The organism is Pseudomonas sp. ERMR1:02 (genome assembly GCF_002277815.1).
Lineage (GTDB): Bacteria > Pseudomonadota > Gammaproteobacteria > Pseudomonadales > Pseudomonadaceae > Aquipseudomonas.
Genome location: NZ_NKJI01000001.1, coordinates 532,548 through 556,769, shown reverse-complemented (window position 1 = coordinate 556,769; position 24,222 = coordinate 532,548). Strand labels below are relative to the sequence as shown.

Genomic DNA, 24,222 nt, shown 5'->3' with positions numbered 1-24,222 from the left:
TCAGGACGTCAGGTCGGTCTCTCGTGAAAACCGGACAATTTCTAATACTTCACTCTAGACCTGGATCCCGGAAAGCAGAAGGTGTCAGTACGCCATCATTTAACCAATGCGTTCATTTGCCGACTAACGGTCACGTCTGAAGACCGCTAAAACCGGGAAGGATGGCCTTTTAACAGGATTTTGACGTCACCCTTTTGTCAGGCCAGCATTAACAAAAAAGCCTTCCAGGCTTATAAAGGCCGCCCCAAAGGCGCGTGCTAGAGCTTCTGGTACGTCCGTGCTGCAAAAATCCGTGGAAGCTTTGCCTATGATCGACCTCGCATCCTGGAACCTCAGCGTTCCTGTCGGCAACCCGCCGTACACCGTAGAAACCTCCAAACTGGTGAAAGGCTTCAAGGATCAGTACTTTCATTCCGACACCGGCACTCTGTTTTTCTGGGCCCCGGTGACTGGCTCTCGCACTGAAAACGCTATCTATCCACGCACGGAACTGCGGGAAACCTACAGCAACGGCACATTGAAAAACTGGTACTACCCGGACGCCGACAACACCCTGCGTGCCACCTTGACCGTGAACCAGGTGCCGAGTTCGGGCAAGATCGTGATAGGCCAGATCCATGCCTATGAAAGCCAAAAACCGTTGGTGAAACTCGAATACCAATACAAGACCAAGACCCAAACCGGCAACATCGTCGCCAAAGTACGCATGCATCCCGATGACGATGAAGGTCGGGTCATCACCATCGCTACCGGCGTGAAACTGGACCGTGAATTCTCCTACCTGATCCACCTCAGCCCCGGCGGGGCCCTGGGCCTCAGCGCCGCGGGCTACCAGTGGGACACCAAGATCAGCGCGACATGGCGCGACAAGCCGTTGTACTTCAAGGCCGGGGTGTATGTGCAGGACAACACCGGGTACACCAGCGAGGGCGGGAAAGCGACGTTCAGCAAGCTGGATATTGATCACGATAAGTAGCCTTACAGTGATCGTTCCCATGCTCTGCGTGGGAATGCCTCAAGGGACGCTCCGCGTTCCAGCTCTCGAGTGGGACGCGGAGCGTCCCGGGCTGCATTCCCACGCGGAGCGTGGGAACGATCTTGAACCATAAAAAAACCCGCATTTCTGCGGGTTTTTTGTGGGACTTAAGCGCTCAGGGCTTAGTTGACCTTGGCGTTCAACTCACCTTTCAGGTAACGCTGATACATCCCTTCCAGCGAGATCGCCTTGATCTTCGAAGCGTTGCCGGCGGTGCCGAATGCTTCGTAGCGAGCGATACAAACATCACGCATCGCAGTCACGGTGGCACCGAAGAATTTACGTGGGTCGAACTCGCTCGGGTTGGTGGCCATCAGGCGACGCATCGCACCGGTGGATGCCAGACGCAGGTCGGTGTCGATGTTGACCTTGCGCACGCCGTGCTTGATGCCTTCAACGATTTCTTCAACTGGCACGCCATAGGTTTCTTTGATGTCGCCGCCGTACTGGTTGATGATCGCCAGCCACTCTTGCGGAACCGAAGACGAACCGTGCATCACCAGGTGAGTGTTCGGAATGCGCTTGTGGATTTCCTTGATGCGGTCGATCGCCAATACGTCACCGGTAGGTGGCTTGGTGAACTTGTACGCACCGTGGCTGGTACCGATGGCGATGGCCAGGGCATCGACCTGGGTGCGCTTGACGAAGTCAGCGGCTTCTTCCGGGTCGGTCAGCATCTGGCTGTGATCCAGAACGCCTTCGGCGCCGATGCCGTCTTCTTCACCGGCCATGCCGGTTTCCAGCGAACCCAGGCAGCCCAGCTCGCCTTCTACCGAAACGCCACAGGCGTGAGCCATGGCCACGGTTTGCTGGGTAACGCGCACGTTGTAGTCGTAGTCGGTCGGTGTCTTGCCGTCTTCGCCCAGGGAACCGTCCATCATGACCGAGCTGAAGCCCAGTTGGATGGAGCGCTGGCAGACGTCAGGGCTGGTGCCGTGGTCCTGGTGCATGCACACCGGGATGTGCGGGAATTCTTCGATTGCCGCCAGGATCAGGTGACGCAGGAACGGCGCGCCGGCGTATTTGCGAGCACCGGCCGAAGCCTGGACGATCACCGGGGAGTCAGTCTTGTCAGCGGCTTCCATGATGGCGCGCATCTGCTCAAGGTTGTTGACGTTGAAGGCTGGAACGCCGTAGCCGAACTCGGCTGCGTGGTCCAGCATCTGGCGCATGCTGATAAGTGCCATTGTGTGTGTCTCTCCCGGTTGAGGGTCGTTAATCGTGCCAGCCTGCCGGAGCGGCGGCGGCTATTCAAGTTATTGCAGATCGGGGGTTAAGCCGGGCTGCGAATTCGGTGTTGCATCTGGTGGCTGCCCCCCCTGTAGGAGCGAGCATGCTCGCGATGGTAGCCCAGACAACACGGGCATTCAGGCGCCCAGCGTTATCGTTGACGACCATCGCGAGCATGCTCGCTCCTACAGGTGACAGCCGCGGCCAATCAAATCATTGGTGGCAACCCAGTAAACCAGGCCTTCCTCACCTTTTATGTGAAACGCCAGCATGTCGTTGCTATACAGCGAACCCGACGCACCTGGCTCCTGCTTCAAGCGGTAGACCTGATCGGCGCCACCCAGTCGCACGTCGACGTCCTTGTGGCTGTCATCGGTGTAGCGCCAAACCACTTTGGCCTGGCTGTCGCAGGTCCAGGTGGTCCAGTTGTCAGCCGGGGCGGACGACTTGAACGGGTTCAAGTTAGCGCACCCGGCCAACAGTGCCAGCGCCGTAATGGCGATAAATCCTTTCATCCGTGTTCCTCGGCCGACAGCGCACGCCACCGGCCCTGCGTGAAGAATCAGACCCATCAAGGACAACCACGTTCCTTGGCGGGGGTCTGTGTCTCGTATTTGTCCAGGCCGTCAGGTCCGGAACGCTTGTTGAGCACCGGATTGGTTTCCGCCTGCCAGTCGGCCTGATAGCAGCCTTTATCCTGTGCAGGCGTCTCGGGCACCTCCGGGGCTTTCGGGTTACTCCCGCAAGCCACCAGCGAACCCGCGACGATCAACAGCGCTAACGTCTTGACCATGTCAACACTCCCTTGCCTGGTCAAACGGGCGGCCCTCAGGCCTTGGCCCGGCTTTCCAGGACTTCAACGGCTGGCAGCACTTTGCCTTCGACGAATTCGAGGAATGCGCCGCCGCCAGTAGAAATGTAGGAGATTTGTTCGCCAATGCCATACTTGTCGATGGCCGCCAGGGTGTCGCCGCCGCCAGCGATGGAGAACGCCGCGCTGTCCGCGATGGCCTGGGCCAACACTTTGGTGCCGTTACCGAACTGGTCGAATTCGAACACGCCCACCGGGCCGTTCCACAGAATGGTTTTCGACGATTTCAGCAGTTCAGCGAAATTCGCTGCGGTCTGCGGGCCGATGTCCAGAATCATGTCGTCGGCAGCAACGTCAGCGACCAGTTTCACAGTGGCCGCAGCGCTTTCGGCGAATTCTTTGGCAACTACTACATCCACCGGCAACGGAACGCTGACCTTGGCTGCAATAGCGCGGGCGGTATCCAGCAGGTCAGGCTCGTACAGGGATTTGCCAACCGGGTGACCGGCAGCCGCCAGGAAGGTGTTGGCAATGCCGCCGCCGACAATCAGCTGGTCGCAGATCTGGCTCAGGCTGTTCAACACGTCGAGTTTGGTCGAAACCTTGGAACCGGCAACAATGGCAGCCATTGGTTTGGCCGGGGCGCCGAGGGCTTTGCCCAGTGCGTCCAGTTCAGCCGCCAGCAACGGACCTGCCGCTGCGACTTTAGCGAATTTGGCCACGCCGTGGGTCGAACCCTCGGCACGGTGCGCGGTGCCGAAGGCGTCCATTACGAATACGTCGCACAGGGCCGCGTATTGCTTGGCCAGTTCATCGGCGTTCTTTTTCTCGCCCTTGTTGAAGCGCACGTTTTCGAACAGCACGATGTCGCCGGCTTTTACGTCGACACCGTTCAGGTAGTCGGCCACCAGCGGCACTTCACGGCCCAGGGCCTTGGTCAGGTAGTCGGCGACTGGCTTGAGGCTGTTCTCGGCGGAGAACTCGCCTTCGGTAGGACGGCCAAGGTGCGAGCAAACCATCACTGCCGCGCCTTTTTCCAGGGCCAGCTTGATGGTCGGCAGCGAAGCCAGGATTCGCGCATCGCTGGTGACTACACCGTCCTTGACTGGGACGTTGAGGTCTTCGCGAATCAGTACGCGTTTACCTTGCAGATCGAGGTCGGACATCTTCAACACGGTCATGGGTCGCATTTCCTGAATAGCTGTTCTTAGAGAGCAGGTTTTTTTGAAATAGCTGTTTGCAGATAGTGCTCTGCAACGTCCAGCATTCGGTTGGCAAAACCCCATTCGTTGTCGAACCAGGCCAGGATGTTCACCAGCCGTGGGCCGGAAACGCGGGTCTGACTGGCATCGACGATGGCCGAATGTGGGTCGTGGTTAAAATCACAGCTGGCATGAGGCAACTCGGTATAGGCCAGAAGGCCTTTGAGCGGGCCGCTGGAGGCAGCCTCGCGCAGAATCCGGTTGACCTCGGTGGCGTCGGTATCACTCACAGTCTGCATCGTAATATCGAGACAAGACACGTTCACCGTCGGCACACGTACGGCTTTGGCCTGAATTCGCCCGGCAAGTTCCGGCAACAGGCGTTCGATGCCGCGCGCCAGACCGGTGGACACCGGAATCACCGACTGGAACGCCGAACGGGTGCGGCGCAGGTCTTCGTGGTGATAGGCGTCGATCACCGGCTGATCGTTCATCGCCGAGTGAATCGTGGTGATCGACACGTACTCCAGGCCAATGGCCTGGTCGAGCAGGCGCAACAGCGGTACGCCACAGTTGGTGGTGCAGGAGGCGTTGGACACCAACAGCTCGTCGCCGGTCAGGCAATCCTGATTCACGCCGTAGACGATGGTGGCGTCGACATCCGACTCGCTGGCCATCGGCTGAGAAAACAGCACGCGCGGCGCGCCGGCGTCGAGAAAACGCTGGCCGTCTTCACGGGTGTGATAAGCACCCGAGCACTCCAGCACCAGATCGACGCCCAGCGACGCCCAATCGATGCCTTCGGGAGTGGCACTGCGCAGGACCTTCACGCAGTCACCATTAATATGCAGACAATCGCCGTCGACCTTCACCTCACCGGGAAAGCGCCCGTGAGTGGAGTCGAAGCGTGTCAAGTATTCGATGCTGGCCATGTCGGCCAGATCGTTGATCGCGACAATCTCAAACCCAGCCTTCTCGCCGCGCTCGAACAACGCACGCAAGACGCAACGACCAATCCGGCCGTAGCCGTTGAGTGCAACTTTGTAGGGACGCGGTTGAGGCATGGGGGTTCTCGATAGACGCAGGCAAACGAATTCTCGTTAACAACACATCCCCCCTGTAGGAGCGAGCCTGCTCGCGATGGAGGCCCAGACAACGCGGGCATTCTGGCGCCCCGCGTTATCGTTAACGACCATCGCGAGCAGGCTCGCTCCTACAGGGGATCGCGGCGGTTCGGAAACTGCCGCGTTGTGTTTTAGTCTTCCAGCAGCTCTTCAGCCTGACCCAGGATGTTTTCCAGGGTGAAACCGAACTCTTCGAACAAGGCCGACGCAGGTGCCGACTCGCCGTAGGTGGTCATGCCGATTACGCGACCTTCCAGGCCGACATACTTGTACCAGTAGTCCGCGTGAGCGGCCTCGATGGCGATACGCGCGCTGACCTGCAACGGCAGAACCGATTGCTTGTAGCCGGCGTCCTGGGCGTCGAACACGCTGGTGCAAGGCATGGAAACCACACGCACCTTGCGACCCTGCTCGGTCAGTTTGTCGAAGGCCTGAACAGCCAGGCCCACTTCCGAACCGGTAGCGATCAGGATCAGCTCAGGCTCGCCAGCACAGTCCTTCAACACGTAACCGCCGCGGTTGATATCAGCGATCTGCAGAGCATTGCGGGTTTGGTGCTGCAGGTTCTGACGCGAGAAGATCAGGGCCGAAGGACCGTCTTTACGCTCCAGCGCGTACTTCCAGCACACCGCCGATTCAACGGCATCGGCTGGACGCCAGGTATCGAGGTTCGGCGTGCAGCGCAGGCTTGCCAGTTGCTCGATTGGCTGGTGAGTCGGGCCGTCTTCGCCCAGACCGATGGAGTCGTGGGTGTAGACGTGGATCACACGCAGCTTCATCAAAGCCGACATGCGCACGGCATTGCGGGCGTACTCCATGAACATCAGGAAGGTCGCGCCGTAAGGCACCAGGCCGCCGTGCAGGGCAACGCCGTTCATGATGGCGGTCATGCCGAACTCGCGCACGCCGTAGTACATGTAGTTGCCGCTGGCGTCTTCAGCGGTGACGCCTTTGCAGCCTTTCCACAGGGTCAGGTTGGAACCTGCCAGGTCAGCCGAACCACCGAGGAACTCTGGCAGCTGCGGGCCAAACGCGTTCAGGGCATTCTGGCTGGCTTTACGGCTGGCGATGGTTTCGCCCTTGGCAGCCACTTCGGCGATATAGGCATCGGCCTTCTCGGTGAAGTCAGCCGGCAGCTCGCCGCTCAGGCGACGGATCAGTTCGTTGGCTTCGGTCGGGAAAGCAGCGGAGTAGGCAGCGAAACGCTGGTCCCACTCGGCTTCGACCGCTTTGCCTGCTTCCTTGGCATCCCACTCGGCATAAATGTCGGCCGGGATTTCGAAAGGACCGTAGTTCCAGTTCAGCGCCTTACGGGTCAGAGCGATTTCCGCCTCACCCAGTGGAGCGCCGTGGCAGTCTTCTTTACCTTGCTTGTTCGGCGAACCGAAGCCGATGGTGGTCTTGCAGCAGATCAGTGTTGGCTGAGCGCTTTTACGAGCGGTTTCGATCGCAATCTTGATCTCTTCCGGGTCGTGGCCGTCAACGTTGCGGATCACCTGCCAGTTGTAGGCTTCGAAACGCTTCGGCGTGTCATCGGTGAACCAGCCTTCGACTTCGCCGTCGATGGAGATGCCGTTGTCATCGTAGAAGGCGATCAGCTTGCCCAGGCCCAAGGTGCCGGCCAGAGAAGCGACTTCGTGGGAAATGCCTTCCATCATGCAGCCATCACCCAGGAAAACGTAGGTGTGGTGATCGACGATGTTGTGACCAGGACGGTTGAACTGTGCCGCCATGACTTTTTCAGCCAGGGCAAAACCAACAGCGTTGGCCAGGCCTTGGCCCAGTGGACCGGTGGTGGTTTCAACGCCTGGGGTGTAGCCGAGTTCCGGGTGACCCGGGGTGCCGCTGTGCAGTTGGCGGAACTGTTTCAGGTCTTCGATCGACAGGTCGTAGCCGGTCAGGTGCAGCAGCGAGTAGATCAACATCGAGCCATGACCGTTGGACAGCACAAAGCGGTCACGGTCGGCGAACGATGGATTGCTCGGGTTGTGCTTGAGGTAGTCGCGCCAAAGCACTTCGGCGATATCCGCCATACCCATAGGGGCACCGGGATGGCCGCTGTTGGCTTTTTGCACAGCATCCATGCTGAGGGCACGAATGGCATTGGCACGCTCACGACGGCTAGGCATCGCTGTTCTCCTGCGGGTTCTGAAACGAGAGTGAATAAAACGAAACGGAAAAAAGGCGAGCATTTTCCCTCACCGAGCCGCCTCGGGGCAATGACAGATAGTCATCTGGAGGGGTTTTTCCAATGGATAACCAAGGTTTCGGTTGATGAAACCTTTCCGCCATTCGTTTGTTGACTGAAGCTAACGTTAAGAAGTGCCATCTATCGAGCAATATCAAAACTTTTTGATATTGCTCTTGCGATGCTTCCGGTGCGTGACTAGACTGCCGGCCTTATGAACTTACGCGTGCCTTCCATTCGCCATGACGATTGCGATGAGCTGGCGGCCCTATGCAAGGCCGGCGGCGATCCGTTGCGTTTGAATGTTTTGCGCGCGCTGGCCAACGATTCGTTTGGCGTACTGGAGCTGGCGCAGATCTTTGGCATCGGCCAATCGGGCATGAGTCATCACCTTAAGGTATTGGCCCAGGCCGACCTGGTGGCGACCCGCCGTGAAGGCAACGCGATTTTCTACCGTCGCGCCCTGCCCCACACCGACCTGCTCGGCGGCAAACTGCATGCAGCCTTGCTTGAAGAAGTGGATGACCTGGCCCTGCCTGCCGATGTGCAGTCACGGATCACTCAGGTCCATGGGCAACGAGAAGCGGCCAGCCAGGACTTTTTCTCACGGGTCGCGGAAAAGTTTCGCGCCCAGCAAGACTTGATCGCCGGCCTGCCGCAGTACCGCGATAGCGTGGTGGCCCTGCTCGAAAAGCTGAGTTTCAGCGAAGGCGCTACAGCCATCGAGGTCGGCCCCGGCGACGGCGCTTTTCTACCGGAACTGGCGCGCCGCTTCACCCAGGTCACGGCGCTGGATAATAGCCAGGCGATGCTCGAACTGGCGCGCCAGGTGTGTGAACGTCAAATGCTGACTAACGTCAGCCTGCAATTGGCCGATGCCTTGAACGGCGTGAGTCTCAAGGCCGATTGCGTTGTACTGAACATGGTGCTGCACCATTTCGCCGCGCCGGCCGATGCGCTCAAGCACATGGCCAATTTGCTGCAACCAGGCGGTAGCCTGTTAGTGACAGAGTTATGTAGCCACAACCAGAGTTGGGCCAGGGAAGCCTGCGGTGATCTGTGGTTGGGGTTTGAACAGGACGATCTGGCCCGTTGGGCCACCGCTGCGGGACTCGTTCCCGGGGAAAGCCTCTATGTAGGCTTACGTAATGGTTTCCAGATTCAGGTCCGCCATTTTCAGCGGCCGGCTGGCGACACTCACCATCGGTAATTTCAGGAAAACATCGAGATGAGCGAATACTCCCTTTTCACCTCCGAGTCCGTGTCTGAAGGGCATCCGGACAAAATCGCCGACCAGATTTCTGATGCGGTGCTGGACGCCATCATCGCTGAAGACAAGTTCGCCCGTGTGGCGTGCGAGACTCTGGTAAAAACGGGCGTGGCGATCATCGCCGGCGAAGTCACCACCTCGGCCTGGGTTGACCTGGAGCAGATCGTTCGTGACGTGATCACCGACATCGGCTACACCAGCTCCAACGTCGGTTTCGACGGTGCGACCTGCGGCGTGATGAACATCATCGGCAAGCAGTCTCCTGACATCAACCAGGGTGTCGACCGTGCCAAGCCTGAAGATCAGGGTGCCGGCGACCAGGGCCTGATGTTCGGCTACGCCAGCAACGAAACCGACGTGCTGATGCCTGCACCGATCACCTTCTCGCACCAGCTGGTGCAGCGCCAGGCTGAAGCCCGTAAATCCGGCCTGCTGCCTTGGCTGCGTCCGGACGCCAAGTCGCAAGTGACCTGCCGCTACGAAAACGGCAAGGTTGTCGGTATCGACGCCGTAGTTCTGTCGACCCAGCACAACCCGGAAGTGTCGTACACCGACCTGCGCGAAGGCGTGATGGAACTGATCGTCAAGCACGTTCTGCCTGCCGAGCTGCTGTCCAAGGACACCCAGTTCCACATCAACCCGACCGGCCAGTTCATCATCGGTGGCCCGGTAGGCGACTGCGGCCTGACCGGTCGCAAGATCATCGTTGACAGCTACGGCGGCATGGCCCGTCACGGCGGCGGTGCATTCTCCGGTAAAGATCCATCGAAGGTTGACCGTTCGGCTGCCTACGCCGGTCGTTACGTGGCCAAGAACATCGTCGCTGCTGGCCTGGCCGAGCGTTGCGAGATCCAGGTTTCCTACGCCATCGGCGTCGCGCAACCGACTTCGATCTCGTTGAACACCTTCGGCACCGGCAAGATCAGCGACGACAAGATCGTCAAACTGGTTCGCGAAGTATTCGACCTGCGTCCATACGCGATCACCAAAATGCTCGACCTGCTGCACCCGATGTACCAGGAAACCGCTGCGTACGGCCACTTCGGTCGCACCCCGGCGACCAAGACTGTGGGTGACGATACTTTCACCACCTTCACTTGGGAAAAAACCGACCGCGCCGACGCCCTGCGTTCTGCTGCCGGCCTGTAAGCCTTTCCCGGCTGTACCAAAAGCCCCGCACGGTTTTTCCGTGTGGGGCTTTTTATTGGCTTACGCTGAGACCGTGGCGCCCCCTTCGCGAGCAAGCCCGCTCCCACATTTGCTCTTCAGTGAAGACAGAATTTGTGTACGACCGAGATCCCCTGTGGGAGCGGGCTTGCTCGCGAAGAGGCCGGCAATGCCAGCAAAAATATTCGGCAAAACACCCATACTTTGAGCCCCCCCATACTGACCTAGCCTTGATGCATCCCAATGAGCAAGGAAGCTCCCGATGCCCCTCACCCTGCGCCTGTTTGTCACTTGCCTACTGGCCCTTTCCTATCTGAACGCCAACGCCACCCAATGCCCCGACTGGCCACCCGAACGCGCCTCAAACGAAGTCACCGCGCTACAAAAACAGATCGACACCTGGGACGACAGTTATCACCGCACAGGAACATCCCTCGTCACCGACGAACTCTACGACCAGTCCCGCGCACGCCTTTCCCAATGGCGCCAATGCTTCAATCCGGGGATCCCCACTGATCCGCTGCGCACTGCGCGCGGCACAATGGCCCACCCCATCGCCCACACCGGCCTGGAAAAACTGCACGATAAGCAAGCCGTCGAACATTGGCTGCGAAATCGTACGGATGTCTGGGTCCAACCCAAGGTCGACGGCGTTGCCGTGACCCTGATTTACCGTAATGGCCTGCTGAACCAGGCGATCAGCCGCGGCGACGGTTCACATGGCCAGGACTGGACGGCTTCGGCACGCCAGATTGCTGCCATTCCCCAGCAGCTGTCCCAGCCGCTGGACCTGCTGGTGCAAGGCGAACTCTACTGGCGCCTGACCGAGCACGTGCAGGCTCAGGCCGGCAGCCTCAATGCCCGGGCCGTGGTCGCCGGCTTGATGGCCCGCAAGACATTGAATGCAGAGCAGGCATCCGGGATAGGCCTCTTTGCCTGGGACTGGCCCCAAGGTCCGGCAAGCTTGCCAGAGCGCGTCGCGACGCTGGATGAGTTGGGTTTTCCAGTTACCGCGCCGTATAGCCAGCCAATCAGCGCATTGGCCGATGCGCAGCGCTGGCGTGATCACTGGTATCGCTCGCCCCTGCCGTTTGCCAGCGACGGCATCGTCCTGCGTCAGGCGCAACGCCCACTCGCCGAGCGCTGGCAAACCAAACCGTCCTACTGGAGCGTTGCCTGGAAGTATCCCTTCGCCCAGGCCCTGGCGCAGGTACGCAAGGTGCACTTCAAGATCGGCAGGACCGGGCGGATCACCCCGGTGCTGGAACTGACGCCGGTGATGCTCGATGACCGGCAAATCAAACGCGTCAGTGTGAGTTCCCTGCAACGCTGGCAAGCGCTGGACATTCGACCTGGCGACCAGGTCGCCATCAGCCTGGCCGGCCTGACCATTCCCAGGCTGGACGGTGTGCTGTTACGTAGTACTGAGCGCCCGGAACTGAACGTGCCGCTGGCAGCGGACTTTCATCCACTGAGTTGTTGGCAGCCCACACCCGAATGCGAAGGCCAGTTTCTCGCACGCCTGACCTGGCTCAGTGGCAAGCAGGGCCTGGCTTTGCCCCATGTCGGTCCCGGCACCTGGGAAAAACTTCTTCAAGCAGGCCACCTGAACAGTCTGCTGGATTGGTTGACCCTCGATGCTCAAGAGCTTGCTAACATTGATGGTTTGGGCGAGCGCAGTGCCGCGCGTCTATTGACCAGTTTCGACAGTGCCCGGCAACGCCCTTTCGCCCGCTGGCTCAAAGCCTTGGGCATGCCGCCGACAGGCCAGGCGAACCTCGCTGATTCATGGCAGGCACTGGCGCAACGAGACACCGAACAATGGCAGGCCGAAGCCGGGATCGGACCGGGACGCGCAGCGCAATTGAGCGCGTTTTTCCGCGACCCGCATGTCCTGGCCTTGAGTGAAACATTACGGGATGCAGGGATTGACGGTTTTTAGCGGCCGGCAATGTCTTGGCGCCCGGGAACCCTGTAGTACCGATGGGCTCAAACAAGCCATCGCCGCATCGACCCGATTGCCTTTTCACATGGAGCTTTTATGAAATTTTTTTCACCGCTCGCCCTGCTGACTCTTTGCAGTGTGATGGCCGCCCCGCTGATGGCCGCCGAAGAGGCGCCAGAGCTCACCGGCTGTGCCGCCAAGAAACAAGGCATCATCAACCAGATCGAACTGGCCAAGTCCCACGGCAATGCTGACCAGCAGGCAGGCCTGGAAAAAGCCCTGAGCGAAGTCACTGCCAACTGCACCGATGCCTCGCTGAAAAAAGAACGGGAAAACAAGGTGCTCGACGCCAAGCACGAAGTCAGCAAGCGTCAGGCGGATCTCGACAAGGCCATGAAAAAAGGCGATCCGGACAAGATCAACAAGCGCAAAGACAAACTCGCCGAGTCCCGCAAGGAATTGCAGGAAGCCGTCGATGAGCTCGACAAGTAATCCCGGGGATATGATCGTTCCCATGCTCTGCGTGGGAATGCCTCAAGGGACGCTCTGCGTCCAGTGACGCGGAGCGTCACGGGCTGCATTCCCACGCAGAGCGTGGGAACGATCAATACCCGACGCCGCCAATCAATGATCCCGAAATTTTTTATGGCACGCACTACAGGCATCTTCGACCTTCTGCACCGCCGGCCCCAGGTTGCTGGCGTTGTAGGGTTGAACCTGGCTGGCGGTCACCAATTCACCAGTGGCGGTTTCAAGGCTGCGAGCCATTTCCTGAAAGCGCTCCTGCTGCTGCCATACATCGCTTCTGGCGCTGGTGTGGTCTTGTTCACGCACCTGCGGGAAGTGCTTCCATGGTTCATGGGACAACGCGTCGAGCTTCACCGCACCGTCAGCGAATTTCGGGCCATCGAACGCAATACGACCACGCAACATGCCGCCCAGGTCTTCACCGGTCTTGAGCATTTGCTTGAAAATGGCCTTGCGCTGACCGAGCGGCGAATTAGGATCGACACCGCCGCAAGCGGACAACGTCAGACAGGCCAGCAATACAACAGAAAGTCTTTTAAGAGTCATGGTGGCTTCAAGTCACGGGAAACGGCGGCCAGTATCCTCGCGTCCCCGGCAAACACCAATAGCCCTATTATCAATACGGGTTGCATGAACGCATGGAACACTCAGGCAACCGGCAAAGGAATTACTCCATGAACAGCCGTTTCAAGGCGTGGCGTCAAAGCCTTGCCTGGACCCTGCCGATGGTCGCCCTGCTCGCAGGTTGCACCGGCGGCGACAACAAGCAACCGAAAACCCATGCCCTGGCCACCTACTCCAGCGCCACATGGGAAGCACTGCCGGCGGTTTCCGATAACGACCTCGTCGCCGGTTTCGGCTCGTGGCGCAGCGCCTGCACGCGACTCAAGGCCGACCCGGTCTGGGGTGGTACTTGCGCAGCTGCAGCCAACGTTGCGCAAAACGCCAGCGACATCCGCGGTTTTCTCAAGCAGAACCTCGATGTGTACGGCTTGCGCGCCGCTAATGACAACGCCAATGGCCTGATTACCGGCTACTACGAACCGGTCTACCCCGGCAGCCTGACCCAGACCACAACCGCAAACATCCCGGTGTATGGCGTGCCCGATGACATGATCATCGTCGCCCTGGACAGTATCTACCCGGAACTCAAAGGTAAACGCCTGCGCGGCCGACTTGAAGGTCGCGTGCTCAAGCCTTACGACGATGCCGCAACAATTGAAACCAAGGGGTCAAGGCGCCGGTGGTGGCGTGGTTGACCGATCCGATGAACCTGCAGTTTCTGCAAATCCAGGGTTCGGGGCGCATCCAGCTCGACACTGGTCGCCAGTTGCGTATCGCTTATGCCGACCAGAACGGCCATCCGTATCGGCCGATCGGACGCTGGCTGGTGGAACAAGGTGCGCTGAAAAAAGAAGACGTGACCATGGGCGCGATCAGCGACTGGGCCAAAGCCAATCCGTCGCGCATTCCGGAACTGCTTGGCAGCAATCCCAGCTATGTATTTTTCACCCGCAATCCCGACAGCAACGAAGGGCCTCGTGGCTCATTGAACGTGCCGTTGACTGCTGGTTATAGCGCGGCGGTGGACCGCAAGGTCATTCCGTTGGGCAGCCTGTTGTGGTTATCCACAACCAAACCGGACGGCACAGCATTGGTACGGCCGGTGGCGGCGCAAGATACGGGCGGCGCGATTGCCGGCGAAGTTCGCGCAGACCTGTTCTGGGGCACCGGTGATGCGGCCGGGCAACTTGCCGGGGACATGAAGCAGCAAGGGCAGATCTGGATGCTGTGGCCCAAAGGTGCCGCACTGCCGCAAGTGCCGCAGGTTGCCGATGCAGAGAAGACTAAACCCTGAGACTAGCGTTGGCAGTTAGATAGCTTTCGCGAGCAAGCCCGCTCCCACATTGGAATGCATGCCCCTGTGGGAGCGGGCTTGCTCGCGAAGGGGCCCTCACCGACAAAGAATATTCAAACAGACACAACAAAAAACGCCGCAATCAAGCCCATCCCCACAAACCACACCAACGACCGCAACACCGCCCAGTCCGCCAGATAGCAAATGATGTACAGCAGCCGACTGGTGATGAACAACACCGACAGCACATTGATCGTTACCAGTTCGGCATTGCCGGCCAGGTGCGCCACGATCACGGCTGCCGCGAATGCAGGGTTACTTCAAAACTGTTCAATTGCGCCGCATGCGCGCGTCTGCCCAAGCCATTCAGTGATTCGAGAAAGTCCCGGGGGTCATGATTGTCTTTCAGACCAAACCCGCCGCTGACCTTGGCGACGCCCGTGCAGATATAGGGCAGGAAAATCGCGATCAAAATGCACCACAGAGCAACCGTCATAAAGCAGTCCCTTCTTCACATTGTCAGAGCAGTCAGAATTTCATCACCAGCATGCCGATCAGCACCAGCCCACACGCCAGAAGCCTGGGCCTGCCGAAAGGTTCTTTCAGATAACGCACGCCGAACAGCACCACCAGAATCACGCTGATCTCGCGCAAGGCCGCCGCTTCGGCAATCGACCCCAGCTGCATCGCCCACAGCACCAGAGCGTAGCTGAACAACACGCAGAACCCGACCGCCAGCCCCAATCGCCACTGCTCGCGCCAGAACAACCTGAACGCCGGTCGCTTGCGCACCCATGCCAGCATCGGGAACGGCCAGGCGCTGAGCAGCGTCACCCAAACCAGATAATCCAGCGGATGCGACCAGCGCCGCAGCGCTTGGCCATCAATATAGGTGTAGCAACCGATGCACAGACCGATCAGCGCCACCACGGGTAACATCGACCAAGGCAGGCGTGCCCCACCTCCGCCCTGCCAGAGCAAGCACAGCATGCCGAGCGGGATAAGCAGAATCCCGAAGATCTGCTGATCGGTCAGCGCCTCCCCAGCGAAGATCAGTGTCAGCGCCAGCACCACCAGCGGTGACAACCCTCGCATCAGCGGATAGACCAGCCCGAGGTCGCCGACCCGGTACGCCTGAATCAGCAAATAGCGGTAGATCAGCTCGAATGCGGCCGAGGCCAGAATCCACGGCCAGATGTCCAGCGGCGGCAACGTCACAAACGGCAGCATTACGGCGACAAACAACATCGCCACGCTGTCCATGCAGGCCACCACCAGCAGCCGTTCGGCACTGAATTTGATCAGGGTATTCCACGCCGCGTGCAACAACGCTGCTACTAACACCAGGGCCGTCGCAAGCACGGCACACTCCTTTTAAAGTCACCCAATCCATCGTAGGCGCTAGCTCGAATTTATTCGCGATACGTCAGCAGCAGCTTACAAAGAGTGCGTTACAGTTCTTTGTCCTGATCCGCAGTGCCTTTCGGCGGCCCGCTTTCACTGCGGATCTGTGCATGGCTGATCAACGCGAAGATAAAACTGCCACCGATGATGTTCCCCGCCAGCGTGGGCCCTGCGAACACTAGCCAGAAATCCTTCCAAGGCAATTCACCGGCAAACACCAGGTACGAGACCTCCAGCGAACCGACTACGATGTGGGTGAAATCCCCTAGCGCCATGAAGTAGGTGATGAGGATGATGATCCACATCTTGGCGCTTTCCATCGACGGGATCATCCAGACCATGGTGGCGATCATCCAGCCCGAAATAATGCCCTTGGCGAACATCTGACCGGTGTGGTTTTCCATGACCTTGCGGCCGATGTCGAGGAAGGCCATGTCGGTCTTGCTATCGAAAATCGGCAGCTCCAGCATCACGTAAGCCACCAGCAAGGTGCCGCAGAGGTTGCCGGCCAACACCACCGTCCATAGACGCAGCAATCGACCGAAGTTGCCCAGCGTGGGTTTGCTCATGATCGGCAGCACGGCGGTCAGCGTGTTTTCGGTGAACAATTGCTGGCGGGCGAGGATCACCGCGAGAAACCCGGCGCAGTAGCCGAAACTGGTAATCACTTTGAAACCTTCGCCATCCGGTAAACGGGAATTGAGCAAACCCATGGCCATCAGCGACAGCCCCATGCTCAAGCCGGCGGCCAGCGCCGACCACCACAGCGCGGCAACGCTGCGTTCAAGTTCCTGATCGCCTTGGATGCGGATGATTTCATGCAGCACCGCCGCACGCGGTGGCTGGCTCTTTTCGACCTCCTGCTGCTCTTTTGCCGAGAGGTCGGGGGTCTTGCCGGCTTTTTGAGTGTCCATAACGCTCCTGAACCGTTGGCGTGCGATTTATTTACGACACGCGCGGTTCGGAGCTGTTCACCGTTCCATCAAACGAACCCGTCCCTGTAGGAGCGAGGCTTGCCCGCGAAGGGTTCACCTTGGTTTCGGCGGTGGTACAAATGACGCCTTCGCGAGCAAGCTTCGCTCCTACAGGGTCTTGCATCATTCGTCGATGTCATCGTCCTTGAACTGGTCTTTGACGTACTTGATTTCGGTCCGGCCGTGCGGCGCTGGCAAACCGTCTTCGCCGAGGTTGACGAAGACCATTTTCTCTACCGTCAGGACGCTTTTGCGGGTGATCTTGTTGCGCACTTCGCACGTCAGGGAGATTGAGGTGCGACCGAATTCGGTGGCGGTGATGCCCAGTTCGATGATGTCGCCCTGGCGCGAAGCGCTGACAAAGTTGATTTCGGAAATGTATTTGGTCACGACGCGCTGGTTGCCCAACTGGACGATGGCATAAATGGCCGCTTCTTCGTCGATCCAGCGCAGAAGACTGCCACCGAACAGCGTGCCATTGGGGTTGAGGTCTTCGGGTTTAACCCATTTGCGGGTGTGGAAATTCATGTTCACTCCTGAGCGTCTTGCCGAATGATGGACGGTATCTTGGCAGACCCCGAGCCAGGGCTCTATTCGGCATCTTCTATAGCCTCTATTACCGTTCGCACATTGACCGACAGAAACCCTTTGGAAGATCAGCATAGCCCGCTATAATCGCCACCGTTTCAAAACGGTAACTTCCACTTGCTACCGTTTTCCCGCCACCTGTCCGAGGGGCGCTGCAGCAGGCTAGACCTGTCAGGCTCGGATGGGGCGTTGCCAGGCCTTGATCGGCCCGACACTAAACGCACAACGGCGCCCATTCGCATACATTACGAATGGAGGCTCTCATGAGCGCTGTTATCACGCCTGCAGATTTTAACGATTACAAAGTCGCCGACATGTCCCTGGCTGCCTGGGGCCGTCGCGAAACCATCATCGCCGAATCCGAAATGCCGGCCCTGATGGGTCTGCGCCGCAAGTACTCCGAAGAGCAACCGCTCAAGGGCGCGAAGATCCTCGGCTGTATCCACATGACCATTCAGACTGCCGTACTGATCGAAACCCTGGTTGCCCTGGGTGCCGAAGTGCGCTGGTCGTCCTGCAACATTTTCTCGACTCAGGACCAGGCTGCTGCGTCCATCGCTGCTGCTGGCATTCCGGTTTTCGCCTGGAAAGGTGAAACCGAGCAAGAGTACGAGTGGTGCCTGGAGCAAACCATCCTCAAAGATGGCGCGCCTTGGGATGCCAACATGATCCTCGACGACGGCGGCGACCTGACCGAGCTGTTGCACAAAAAATACCCGGCTGTCCTGGACCGCGTCCACGGCGTGACCGAAGAAACCACCACTGGCGTTCACCGCCTGCTGGACATGCTGGCCAAGGGCGAGCTGAAAATCCCGGCCATCAACGTCAACGACTCGGTCACCAAGAGCAAGAACGACAACAAGTACGGCTGCCGTCACAGCCTGAACGATGCGATCAAGCGCGGTACCGACCACCTGCTGTCCGGCAAGCAAGCACTCGTCATCGGTTACGGTGACGTGGGCAAGGGCTCCGCTCAGTCCCTGCGTCAGGAAGGCATGATCGTCAAGGTTTCCGAAATTGACCCGATCTGCGCCATGCAAGCCTGCATGGACGGTTTCGAACTGGTTTCGCCGTTCATCGACGGCATCAACACCGGCACTGAAGAGAGCATCGACAAAGCGCTGCTGGGCAAGATCGACCTGATCGTGACCACCACCGGTAACGTCAATGTTTGCGACTCGAACATGCTCAAGGCCCTGAAGAAACGCGCTGTTGTCTGCAACATCGGCCACTTCGACAACGAAATCGACACCGCTTTCATGCGCAAGAACTGGGCATGGGAAGAAGTGAAGCCACAGGTTCACAAGATCCACCGTACCGGCGCTGGTGCATTCGATGCCCAGAACGACGACTACCTGATCCTGCTGGCCGAAGGCCGTCTGGTTAACCTGGGCAATGCAACCGGTCACCCAAGCCGCATCATGGACGGTTCGTTCGCCAACCAGGTTCTGGCGCAGATCCTCCTGTTCGGCCAGAAATACGCCGACTTGTCGCAAGCCCAGAAAGCCGAGCGCCTGACCGTTGAAGTACTGCCGAAGAAACTCGACGAAGAAGTGGCCCTGGAAATGGTCCGCGGCTTCGGCGGTGTTGTGACTCAACTGACCAAGACCCAGGCCGATTACATCGGCGTGACCGTCGAAGGCCCGTTCAAGCCGCACGCCTACCGCTACTGATCGGCCGGTTCTTCCTGTGTAGGAGCGAGCTTGCTCGCGATGGACGTTAACGATAACGCGTGCTGTCTGGATAAATGCGTTGTCTTCAGGTTTTTCGCGAGCAGAGCTCGCTCCTACAAGGGCCAGCGTCCGCATTATGTGTTTCCAAGGATATGACCATGTCCCAAGATCGTCGCTACAGCTTCGAGTTCTTCCCTACGAAGACCGACGCTGGGCATGAAAAGCTGCTCGCCACTGCTCGTCAGCTGGCCACGTACAATCCCGATTTCTTCTCCTGCACCTACGGCGCGGGCGGTTCGACCCGTGATCGCACCCTTAACACCGTGTTGCAGCTTGAAAGCGAAGTCAAAATCCCTGCAGCGCCGCATTTGTCTTGCGTGGGCGACAGCAAGGCCGACTTGCGCGCCTTGCTGAGCCAGTACAAGGCCGCCGGCATCACTCGTATCGTCGCCCTGCGCGGTGACCTGCCTTCAGGCATGGGCATGGCTAGCGGCGAATTGCGCCACGCCAATGATCTGGTCGAATTCATTCGTGAAGAGACCGGCAATCATTTCCACGTCGAAGTTGCCGCCTATCCGGAAATGCACCCGCAAGCGCGCAACTTCGAAGACGATATCGCCAACTTCGTGCGCAAGGCCAACGCCGGCGCCGACAGCGCGATCACCCAGTACTTCTTCAACGCCGACAGCTACTTCTACTTTGTCGAGCGTGTACGGGCGCTGGGCGTGAACATCCCGATCGTGCCGGGCATCATGCCAATCACCAACTACAGCAAACTGGCACGTTTCTCCGACGCCTGCGGTGCGGAAATCCCGCGCTGGATCCGCAAGCAACTGGAAGCGTACGGCGACGACACCCAAAGCATTCAGCGCTTCGGTGAGCAGGTCATCACCGAAATGTGTGATCGTTTGTTGCAGGGCGGCGCACCGGGGCTGCATTTCTATACTCTCAACCAGGCCGAAGCCAGCCTGGCTGTGTGGAATAACTTGAAGCTTCCCCGCTGATTGTCATCCCGCAGGAACATGGACCCTCTTCGGAGGGTCTTTTTTATTCAGAACTAAAAACGGAATGCTGTAGCGATGACGTCCTCGACACAACGCCCTCAACTCGTCTATCTGGTTTTCGGTTCCGAGACCTATCATCAGGAAGCCGTGTTCAGTATCGCCAGTGCCCTGGCATGGCTGCGTGAAACGCCGGACGCTGCACTCGACATCCAGGTTTTCAGCGATAACCCACAGCCATACGAAAAATTGCCGGTACGCGTACGCCCACTCGACGAGGCGACACGCCGACGCTGGAGCGAACCCCATGGCTATCACTTCCGCGCCAAACACGTCGCCCTGCGCACGGTGCTGGAAGAGTACGAAACCGCGCTACTGATCGACACCGACACCTTCTTCCACTGCTCACCGCTCAAATTGTTCGAGCGTGTACAACCCGGCACCCTGCTGTGCAACGACTACTACACCCAGTACGGCAACAACAAAGAAAACCTGCTTTACAGCGCGCTGTCGGCAACCCTCGTGGAACGAGGGCTGGCTGACGATCAGATGATGCTGCTCAACTCCGGAGTCATCGGTTTGCACCAAAATGATGCTCAGGTGCTTGATCGCTCGATTGCCCTGATGGACGAATTGTTCCCGTGCGCACGGGGTGCATACACCCTTGAAGAATTCTGCCTGTCGGTGGCGGCCTACCGCACGCTGGAAGTCAGAAAGTGTCCGGACCTGATCCATCATTACTGGAGCCGCAAGCAATTGTTCAGAGCCAAGGTCCAGGCCTGGGTCAGCAAACATGCTGGCCAGCCCATCAGCCAGGCAGCTTTGGACGACACCCGCCGCGTTTCGGCGCGACTTCCACGGCCGCCACGCTCCCAGCGAGTGCTCTACAAACTCATCACCCTGGCGCTGCCCGTACATTTGCGCCAGTTCATCCGAGAAATCCTCTATGGCTGCTACGACCACCCCAACGAGTTCGACAGAGCCTGCGGTCCTGTCTGGTGGGACAAGGCGCTGCAAAACCAGCAGGAACGACTTGGCACTCCGGTTTCCCGGCACCTGCTGGAGGATTGGTTCACCCATACGCTGGTAAAGCTGATCCTTGGGCAGCGACGCACCGCGATCCATGAACACCTGCTCAATTCGCCGAGTAAATAGAGACGTCGCGCCCAATCTGCTCAAGTCAGGGCTAAACATGCAAGCCAGAGCTTCTCATTAGGCGCCCAGCGTACTAATCTCAGGCGATGCCTGTCATTTTCAAGTTGCTGACCGTTGTGCTTTTTACTTGCCTGAGCTTCACCGCTCGGGGCGAGAAACTGCGTATTGTCACGGAACCGTGGGCTCCTTACGTCTATGAGGAGGACGGTAGATCCCTTGGGCTGGACTACGAAACCACCGCAATTGTCTTCAAGCGCCTGGGCATCGAAGTGGAATGGCAGTTCCTGCCGTGGAAACGTTGCCTGTCGATGCTCGAAACGGGGCAGGCCGATGGCGTGCTGGACATTTTTCACAGCGATGAGCGCGACGCGACCCTCCTCTACCCCAGCGAACCGCTCTCGGAAGTCCAGTTCGTGATGTTTTACGCCAACGAGCGACCGCACCCCTTTCGCACCCTCGACGAACTGCGCGGCCTGACCATCGGCACCTCGCCGGGCTACCTGTACAGCCAGGATTTCAGAGACTCGACGCTGTTCACCCGCGAACCGGCACCGAGCCATGAAGCCAACTTCGGCAAACTGGTTCGCGGACGGATCGACCTGTTGATTACCGACCGACGGGTAGGCCAGCATTTGCTCGACGAGTTAAAAATCCGCGACAAGATTACCGAAAACCCGGCCGTCATCAGCCAGCAGAGCCAGTTTCTGGCGGTGCGTCGCAATGCCGGCATGGATTTGCTGGTGCAGCGCTTCGGTGCCGAGCTCAAACGCTTCAAGCGCGAACCCGCCTACGCGGAGCTGAGCGCCCGCTACGGCGCCGCCCCGGCAAATCCCGCGAGCGCAGCGAGTGCCGTAAATGCCACCGCCACCCGTGCAAAAACCGTTGAGCAGCAGGAAAGCGGCGCACAGTGATTGCTCTGTTATACTCCGGCCTTCCCGCCAGGCTCACGCCCGGACGCTCGGAATCGTTCAAGGCATCTCGACCCCGCTACAGCGCAGCTTTTCAGCCCGCGCGAGCGCCCCAGACGAGCCTTCGAAACCCAGCAGGACCGGACGGGATAGCGTCCTCTTAAACGCCATTCGCGCCAGGCAAGACTCCCATTGGGCCAAGCCCTAACTAAAACAGGATTACTCATGTCCTTTGCTTCCCTCGGTCTCTCCGAGGCTTTAGTCCGCGCCATCGAGGCAGCGGGCTATACCGAGCCTACTCCGGTGCAACAGCGGGCCATTCCCGCCGTGTTGCAAGGTCGCGACCTGATGGTCGCGGCACAGACAGGTACTGGTAAAACCGGCGGTTTCGCCCTTCCGATCCTGGAGCGGTTGTTCCCCAACGGTCATCCGGACAAATCCCAGCGTCACGGCCCGCGTCAACCGCGCGTACTGGTCCTGACCCCACTCGCGAACTCGCGGCCCAGGTGCATGAAAGCTTCAAGGTCTATGCCCGTGACCTGAAATTCGTCAGCGCCTGCATCTTCGGCGGTGTCGGCATGAACCCGCAGGTACAGGCCATGTCCCGTGGCGTAGACGTGCTGGTGGCCTGCCCAGGCCGCCTGCTCGATCTCGCCGGCCAAGGCAGCGTCGACCTGTCCCACGTGGAAATCCTCGTGCTGGACGAAGCCGACCGCATGCTCGACATGGGCTTCGTCCATGACGTGAAGAAAGTCCTGGCCCGTCTGCCGGCCAAACGGCAGAACCTGCTGTTCTCGGCGACGTTCTCCAAGGACATCACCGATCTCGCCGGCAAGCTGCTGCACAACCCGGAACGCATCGAAGTCACGCCGCCGAACACCACGGTCGAGCGCATCGAACAGCGTGTGTTCCGCCTGCACGCCAGCCACAAGCGTTCGTTGCTGGCGCACCTGATCACCGCAGGCGCCTGGGAACAGGCGCTGGTGTTCACCCGCACCAAGCACGGCGCCAACCGCCTGGCCGAGTACCTGGACAAGCACGGCCTGAGCGCCGTCGCGATCCACGGCAACAAGAGCCAGAACGCCCGCACCAAAGCCCTGGCTGACTTCAAGGCCGGCGCTGTGCGCATCCTGGTCGCCACCGACATCGCCGCTCGCGGCCTGGACATCGATCAGTTGCCACACGTGGTCAACTTCGAACTGCCTAACGTTGATGAAGATTATGTGCACCGCATCGGCCGTACCGGCCGTGCCGGTCGTTCGGGCGAGGCGATTTCGCTGGTGGCGCCGGACGAAGAAAAACTGCTGAAAAGCATCGAACGCATGACCAGGCAGAAAATCGCCGATGGCGACCTGATGGGCTTCGATGCCAGCGCCGTGGAAGCCGAAAAACCGGAAACCCGCGAACGTCCGGACATGCGTACCCCGCGTAATCCACGTGGCCCTCGCGGTGACGGTCCGAATGGCAGCGGTGGCGGTCGTAAAGACAAGGGCAAAGACAAGGGCCAGGAAAAGGGCAAGGAAAAACCTGCCGGCGAACGCGGTGAGCGCCCGGCTCGCCAGCAAAAGCCACGCGAAGGCACCCCGGCCCGTGAGCAGCGTCAGCCAAGCCAGCCGCCGCGCGCCGCTGCCGATCGCGCTCCGGACGAGTTCCTGGACGACGATGTTGATAACTTCGGTAACCGCGTCGACTACGTGCCACAACAGAAACCGGCCCAAGGCCGTGGCCGCCGTCCGGGTGCTCCGGCACAAGGCACGGCAGCCGGTTCGGGCGCGCCACGTGGCGGCAAGCCACAGGGTCGCCAAAACGGTCCGCGCAACAGCGATGGCGCCACTACCGGTACGCCGCCAGCCAAACGCAATGGTCCACGCAATGGTGCGCCACGTGACGGTCAGGCTCGTCGCGAAGATTCGCGCAACCGCCGTCCGGCTCGTGACGACAAGCCGCTTTCGGAACCGGCCGTGCAGAACCCGCGTGGTCCGGCACCGAAGATCATGCACAAGGAGTCGAAGGCTGATCGCTTCCCGACACCTGAACAGCTTGATCAACTACCAAGCCGACCTCGCGGCGAAAAACCAGCGTTGCTGACTCGCAACCGCTGATTTATCGCTGAAATGAAAAATGCCCCGCATCGAAAGATCCGGGGCATTTTTTATGCAC

General features: G+C 59.3%; 19 protein-coding genes, 3 pseudogenes and 1 riboswitch. Of the genes and pseudogenes, 11 read left to right on the top strand and 11 right to left on the bottom strand.

Annotation, left to right across the window (positions count from 1 at the left end; all coding sequences use genetic code 11):
• The first annotated feature begins 307 nt into the window (after positions 1–307).
• Complete coding sequence (locus tag CES87_RS02725; protein ID WP_128604853.1) at positions 308–976, top strand: polysaccharide lyase family 7 protein; 669 nt, start codon at positions 308–310, stop codon at positions 974–976.
• 182 nt (positions 977–1,158) lie between these two features.
• On the opposite strand, the gene fba is transcribed toward CES87_RS02725, so the two are convergent.
• The 6 genes from fba to tkt all read right to left on the bottom strand — a co-directional run bounded on the left by fba (position 1,159) and on the right by tkt (position 7,532).
• The gene (gene fba, locus CES87_RS02715) at positions 1,159–2,223 is read right to left on the bottom strand and encodes a class II fructose-bisphosphate aldolase (RefSeq protein WP_007981624.1); all 1,065 of its coding nucleotides are present in this window, start codon (positions 2,221–2,223) and stop codon (positions 1,159–1,161) included.
• Between the two features lie 228 nt (positions 2,224–2,451).
• Positions 2,452–2,781 carry an MliC family protein gene (locus tag CES87_RS02710; RefSeq protein ID WP_128604852.1) on the bottom strand — a complete coding sequence of 110 codons (330 nt, stop codon included), beginning with the start codon at positions 2,779–2,781 and terminating at the stop codon, positions 2,452–2,454.
• A gap of 56 nt (positions 2,782–2,837) precedes the next feature.
• Entirely contained in the window at positions 2,838–3,059 is a 222-nt protein-coding gene (locus CES87_RS02705; protein WP_128604851.1) for a hypothetical protein, read from the bottom strand.
• A gap of 35 nt (positions 3,060–3,094) precedes the next feature.
• Positions 3,095–4,258 (bottom strand): phosphoglycerate kinase, encoded by a 1,164-nt coding sequence (locus CES87_RS02700; RefSeq protein WP_128604850.1) that lies wholly within the window; start codon positions 4,256–4,258, stop codon positions 3,095–3,097.
• A gap of 26 nt (positions 4,259–4,284) precedes the next feature.
• Positions 4,285–5,343 (bottom strand): erythrose-4-phosphate dehydrogenase, encoded by a 1,059-nt coding sequence (gene epd / locus CES87_RS02695; protein ID WP_128604849.1) that lies wholly within the window; start codon positions 5,341–5,343, stop codon positions 4,285–4,287.
• Positions 5,344–5,534: 191 nt separating this feature from the next.
• A complete protein-coding gene (tkt, locus tag CES87_RS02690; protein WP_128604848.1) occupies positions 5,535–7,532 on the bottom strand; it encodes a transketolase in 1,998 nt (665 codons plus the stop codon).
• A gap of 273 nt (positions 7,533–7,805) precedes the next feature.
• On the opposite strand from tkt, the gene CES87_RS02685 reads away from it, so the two are divergent.
• From CES87_RS02685 to CES87_RS02670, 4 genes are all read left to right on the top strand, one after another.
• The gene (locus CES87_RS02685) at positions 7,806–8,801 is read left to right on the top strand and encodes a metalloregulator ArsR/SmtB family transcription factor (protein ID WP_128604847.1); all 996 of its coding nucleotides are present in this window, start codon (positions 7,806–7,808) and stop codon (positions 8,799–8,801) included.
• A gap of 18 nt (positions 8,802–8,819) precedes the next feature.
• Positions 8,820–10,010 (top strand): methionine adenosyltransferase, encoded by a 1,191-nt coding sequence (gene metK, locus CES87_RS02680; RefSeq protein WP_128604846.1) that lies wholly within the window; start codon positions 8,820–8,822, stop codon positions 10,008–10,010.
• 280 nt (positions 10,011–10,290) lie between these two features.
• The gene (gene ligB / locus CES87_RS02675) at positions 10,291–11,970 is read left to right on the top strand and encodes an NAD-dependent DNA ligase LigB (protein WP_128604845.1); all 1,680 of its coding nucleotides are present in this window, start codon (positions 10,291–10,293) and stop codon (positions 11,968–11,970) included.
• 99 nt (positions 11,971–12,069) lie between these two features.
• Positions 12,070–12,465 (top strand): DUF1090 domain-containing protein, encoded by a 396-nt coding sequence (locus tag CES87_RS02670; RefSeq protein ID WP_128604844.1) that lies wholly within the window; start codon positions 12,070–12,072, stop codon positions 12,463–12,465.
• Positions 12,466–12,597: 132 nt separating this feature from the next.
• Here the strand turns inward: CES87_RS02670 and CES87_RS02665 are convergent, their stop codons facing one another.
• The gene (locus CES87_RS02665) at positions 12,598–13,047 is read right to left on the bottom strand and encodes a cytochrome c (protein ID WP_128604843.1); all 450 of its coding nucleotides are present in this window, start codon (positions 13,045–13,047) and stop codon (positions 12,598–12,600) included.
• Positions 13,048–13,175: 128 nt separating this feature from the next.
• On the opposite strand from CES87_RS02665, the pseudogene CES87_RS02660 reads away from it, so the two are divergent.
• Positions 13,176–14,359 (top strand): annotated as a pseudogene (locus CES87_RS02660) (murein transglycosylase A).
• A 113-nt stretch (positions 14,360–14,472) separates the two neighbouring features.
• On the opposite strand, the pseudogene CES87_RS02655 reads toward CES87_RS02660, so the two are convergent.
• From CES87_RS02655 to CES87_RS02640, 4 genes and pseudogenes are all read right to left on the bottom strand, one after another.
• A pseudogene (locus tag CES87_RS02655) lies at positions 14,473–14,855 on the bottom strand (MAPEG family protein).
• A gap of 32 nt (positions 14,856–14,887) precedes the next feature.
• The gene (locus CES87_RS02650) at positions 14,888–15,721 is read right to left on the bottom strand and encodes an EamA family transporter (protein ID WP_128604842.1); all 834 of its coding nucleotides are present in this window, start codon (positions 15,719–15,721) and stop codon (positions 14,888–14,890) included.
• Positions 15,722–15,810: 89 nt separating this feature from the next.
• Entirely contained in the window at positions 15,811–16,677 is an 867-nt protein-coding gene (locus tag CES87_RS02645) for a formate/nitrite transporter family protein (protein ID WP_128604841.1), read from the bottom strand.
• 183 nt (positions 16,678–16,860) lie between these two features.
• Positions 16,861–17,265 (bottom strand): acyl-CoA thioesterase, encoded by a 405-nt coding sequence (locus CES87_RS02640; protein ID WP_128604840.1) that lies wholly within the window; start codon positions 17,263–17,265, stop codon positions 16,861–16,863.
• A gap of 198 nt (positions 17,266–17,463) precedes the next feature.
• Positions 17,464–17,566, top strand: a riboswitch (S-adenosyl-L-homocysteine riboswitch).
• Positions 17,567–17,588: 22 nt separating this feature from the next.
• Between CES87_RS02640 and ahcY the strand changes: the two genes are divergently transcribed.
• From ahcY to CES87_RS02615, 5 genes and pseudogenes are all read left to right on the top strand, one after another.
• On the top strand, positions 17,589–18,998 hold the full coding sequence (gene ahcY / locus CES87_RS02635; protein WP_128604839.1) for an adenosylhomocysteinase: 1,410 nt from the start codon (positions 17,589–17,591) through the stop codon (positions 18,996–18,998).
• Positions 18,999–19,156: 158 nt separating this feature from the next.
• Positions 19,157–20,002, top strand: coding sequence for a methylenetetrahydrofolate reductase [NAD(P)H] (gene metF, locus CES87_RS02630; RefSeq protein WP_128604838.1), 846 nt, complete (start codon positions 19,157–19,159; stop codon positions 20,000–20,002).
• 75 nt (positions 20,003–20,077) lie between these two features.
• Positions 20,078–21,154 (top strand): hypothetical protein, encoded by a 1,077-nt coding sequence (locus tag CES87_RS02625; RefSeq protein WP_128604837.1) that lies wholly within the window; start codon positions 20,078–20,080, stop codon positions 21,152–21,154.
• Positions 21,155–21,240: 86 nt separating this feature from the next.
• On the top strand, positions 21,241–22,065 hold the full coding sequence (locus CES87_RS02620) for an ABC transporter substrate-binding protein (protein ID WP_128604836.1): 825 nt from the start codon (positions 21,241–21,243) through the stop codon (positions 22,063–22,065).
• A 222-nt stretch (positions 22,066–22,287) separates the two neighbouring features.
• Positions 22,288–24,164, top strand: a pseudogene (locus CES87_RS02615) (DEAD/DEAH box helicase).
• Positions 24,165–24,222 lie beyond the last annotated feature (58 nt).

Bases quoted from the DNA above. Each gene is read 5' to 3' on its own strand.
- CES87_RS02700 (WP_128604850.1), bottom strand. From the start codon at position 4,258: ATGACCGTGTTGAAGATGTCCGACCTCGATCTGCAAGGTAAACGCGTA.
- CES87_RS02710 (WP_128604852.1), bottom strand. From the start codon at position 2,781: ATGAAAGGATTTATCGCCATTACGGCGCTGGCACTGTTGGCCGGGTGC.
- CES87_RS02725 (WP_128604853.1), top strand. From the start codon at position 308: ATGATCGACCTCGCATCCTGGAACCTCAGCGTTCCTGTCGGCAACCCG.
- CES87_RS02645 (WP_128604841.1), bottom strand. From the start codon at position 16,677: ATGGACACTCAAAAAGCCGGCAAGACCCCCGACCTCTCGGCAAAAGAG.
- metF (WP_128604838.1), top strand. From the start codon at position 19,157: ATGTCCCAAGATCGTCGCTACAGCTTCGAGTTCTTCCCTACGAAGACC.
- CES87_RS02665 (WP_128604843.1), bottom strand. From the start codon at position 13,047: ATGACTCTTAAAAGACTTTCTGTTGTATTGCTGGCCTGTCTGACGTTG.
- ahcY (WP_128604839.1), top strand. From the start codon at position 17,589: ATGAGCGCTGTTATCACGCCTGCAGATTTTAACGATTACAAAGTCGCC.
- CES87_RS02685 (WP_128604847.1), top strand. From the start codon at position 7,806: ATGAACTTACGCGTGCCTTCCATTCGCCATGACGATTGCGATGAGCTG.
- epd (WP_128604849.1), bottom strand. From the start codon at position 5,343: ATGCCTCAACCGCGTCCCTACAAAGTTGCACTCAACGGCTACGGCCGG.
- CES87_RS02625 (WP_128604837.1), top strand. From the start codon at position 20,078: ATGACGTCCTCGACACAACGCCCTCAACTCGTCTATCTGGTTTTCGGT.
- CES87_RS02670 (WP_128604844.1), top strand. From the start codon at position 12,070: ATGAAATTTTTTTCACCGCTCGCCCTGCTGACTCTTTGCAGTGTGATG.
- tkt (WP_128604848.1), bottom strand. From the start codon at position 7,532: ATGCCTAGCCGTCGTGAGCGTGCCAATGCCATTCGTGCCCTCAGCATG.
- CES87_RS02705 (WP_128604851.1), bottom strand. From the start codon at position 3,059: ATGGTCAAGACGTTAGCGCTGTTGATCGTCGCGGGTTCGCTGGTGGCT.
- CES87_RS02620 (WP_128604836.1), top strand. From the start codon at position 21,241: ATGCCTGTCATTTTCAAGTTGCTGACCGTTGTGCTTTTTACTTGCCTG.
- metK (WP_128604846.1), top strand. From the start codon at position 8,820: ATGAGCGAATACTCCCTTTTCACCTCCGAGTCCGTGTCTGAAGGGCAT.
- ligB (WP_128604845.1), top strand. From the start codon at position 10,291: ATGCCCCTCACCCTGCGCCTGTTTGTCACTTGCCTACTGGCCCTTTCC.
- fba (WP_007981624.1), bottom strand. From the start codon at position 2,223: ATGGCACTTATCAGCATGCGCCAGATGCTGGACCACGCAGCCGAGTTC.
- CES87_RS02640 (WP_128604840.1), bottom strand. From the start codon at position 17,265: ATGAATTTCCACACCCGCAAATGGGTTAAACCCGAAGACCTCAACCCC.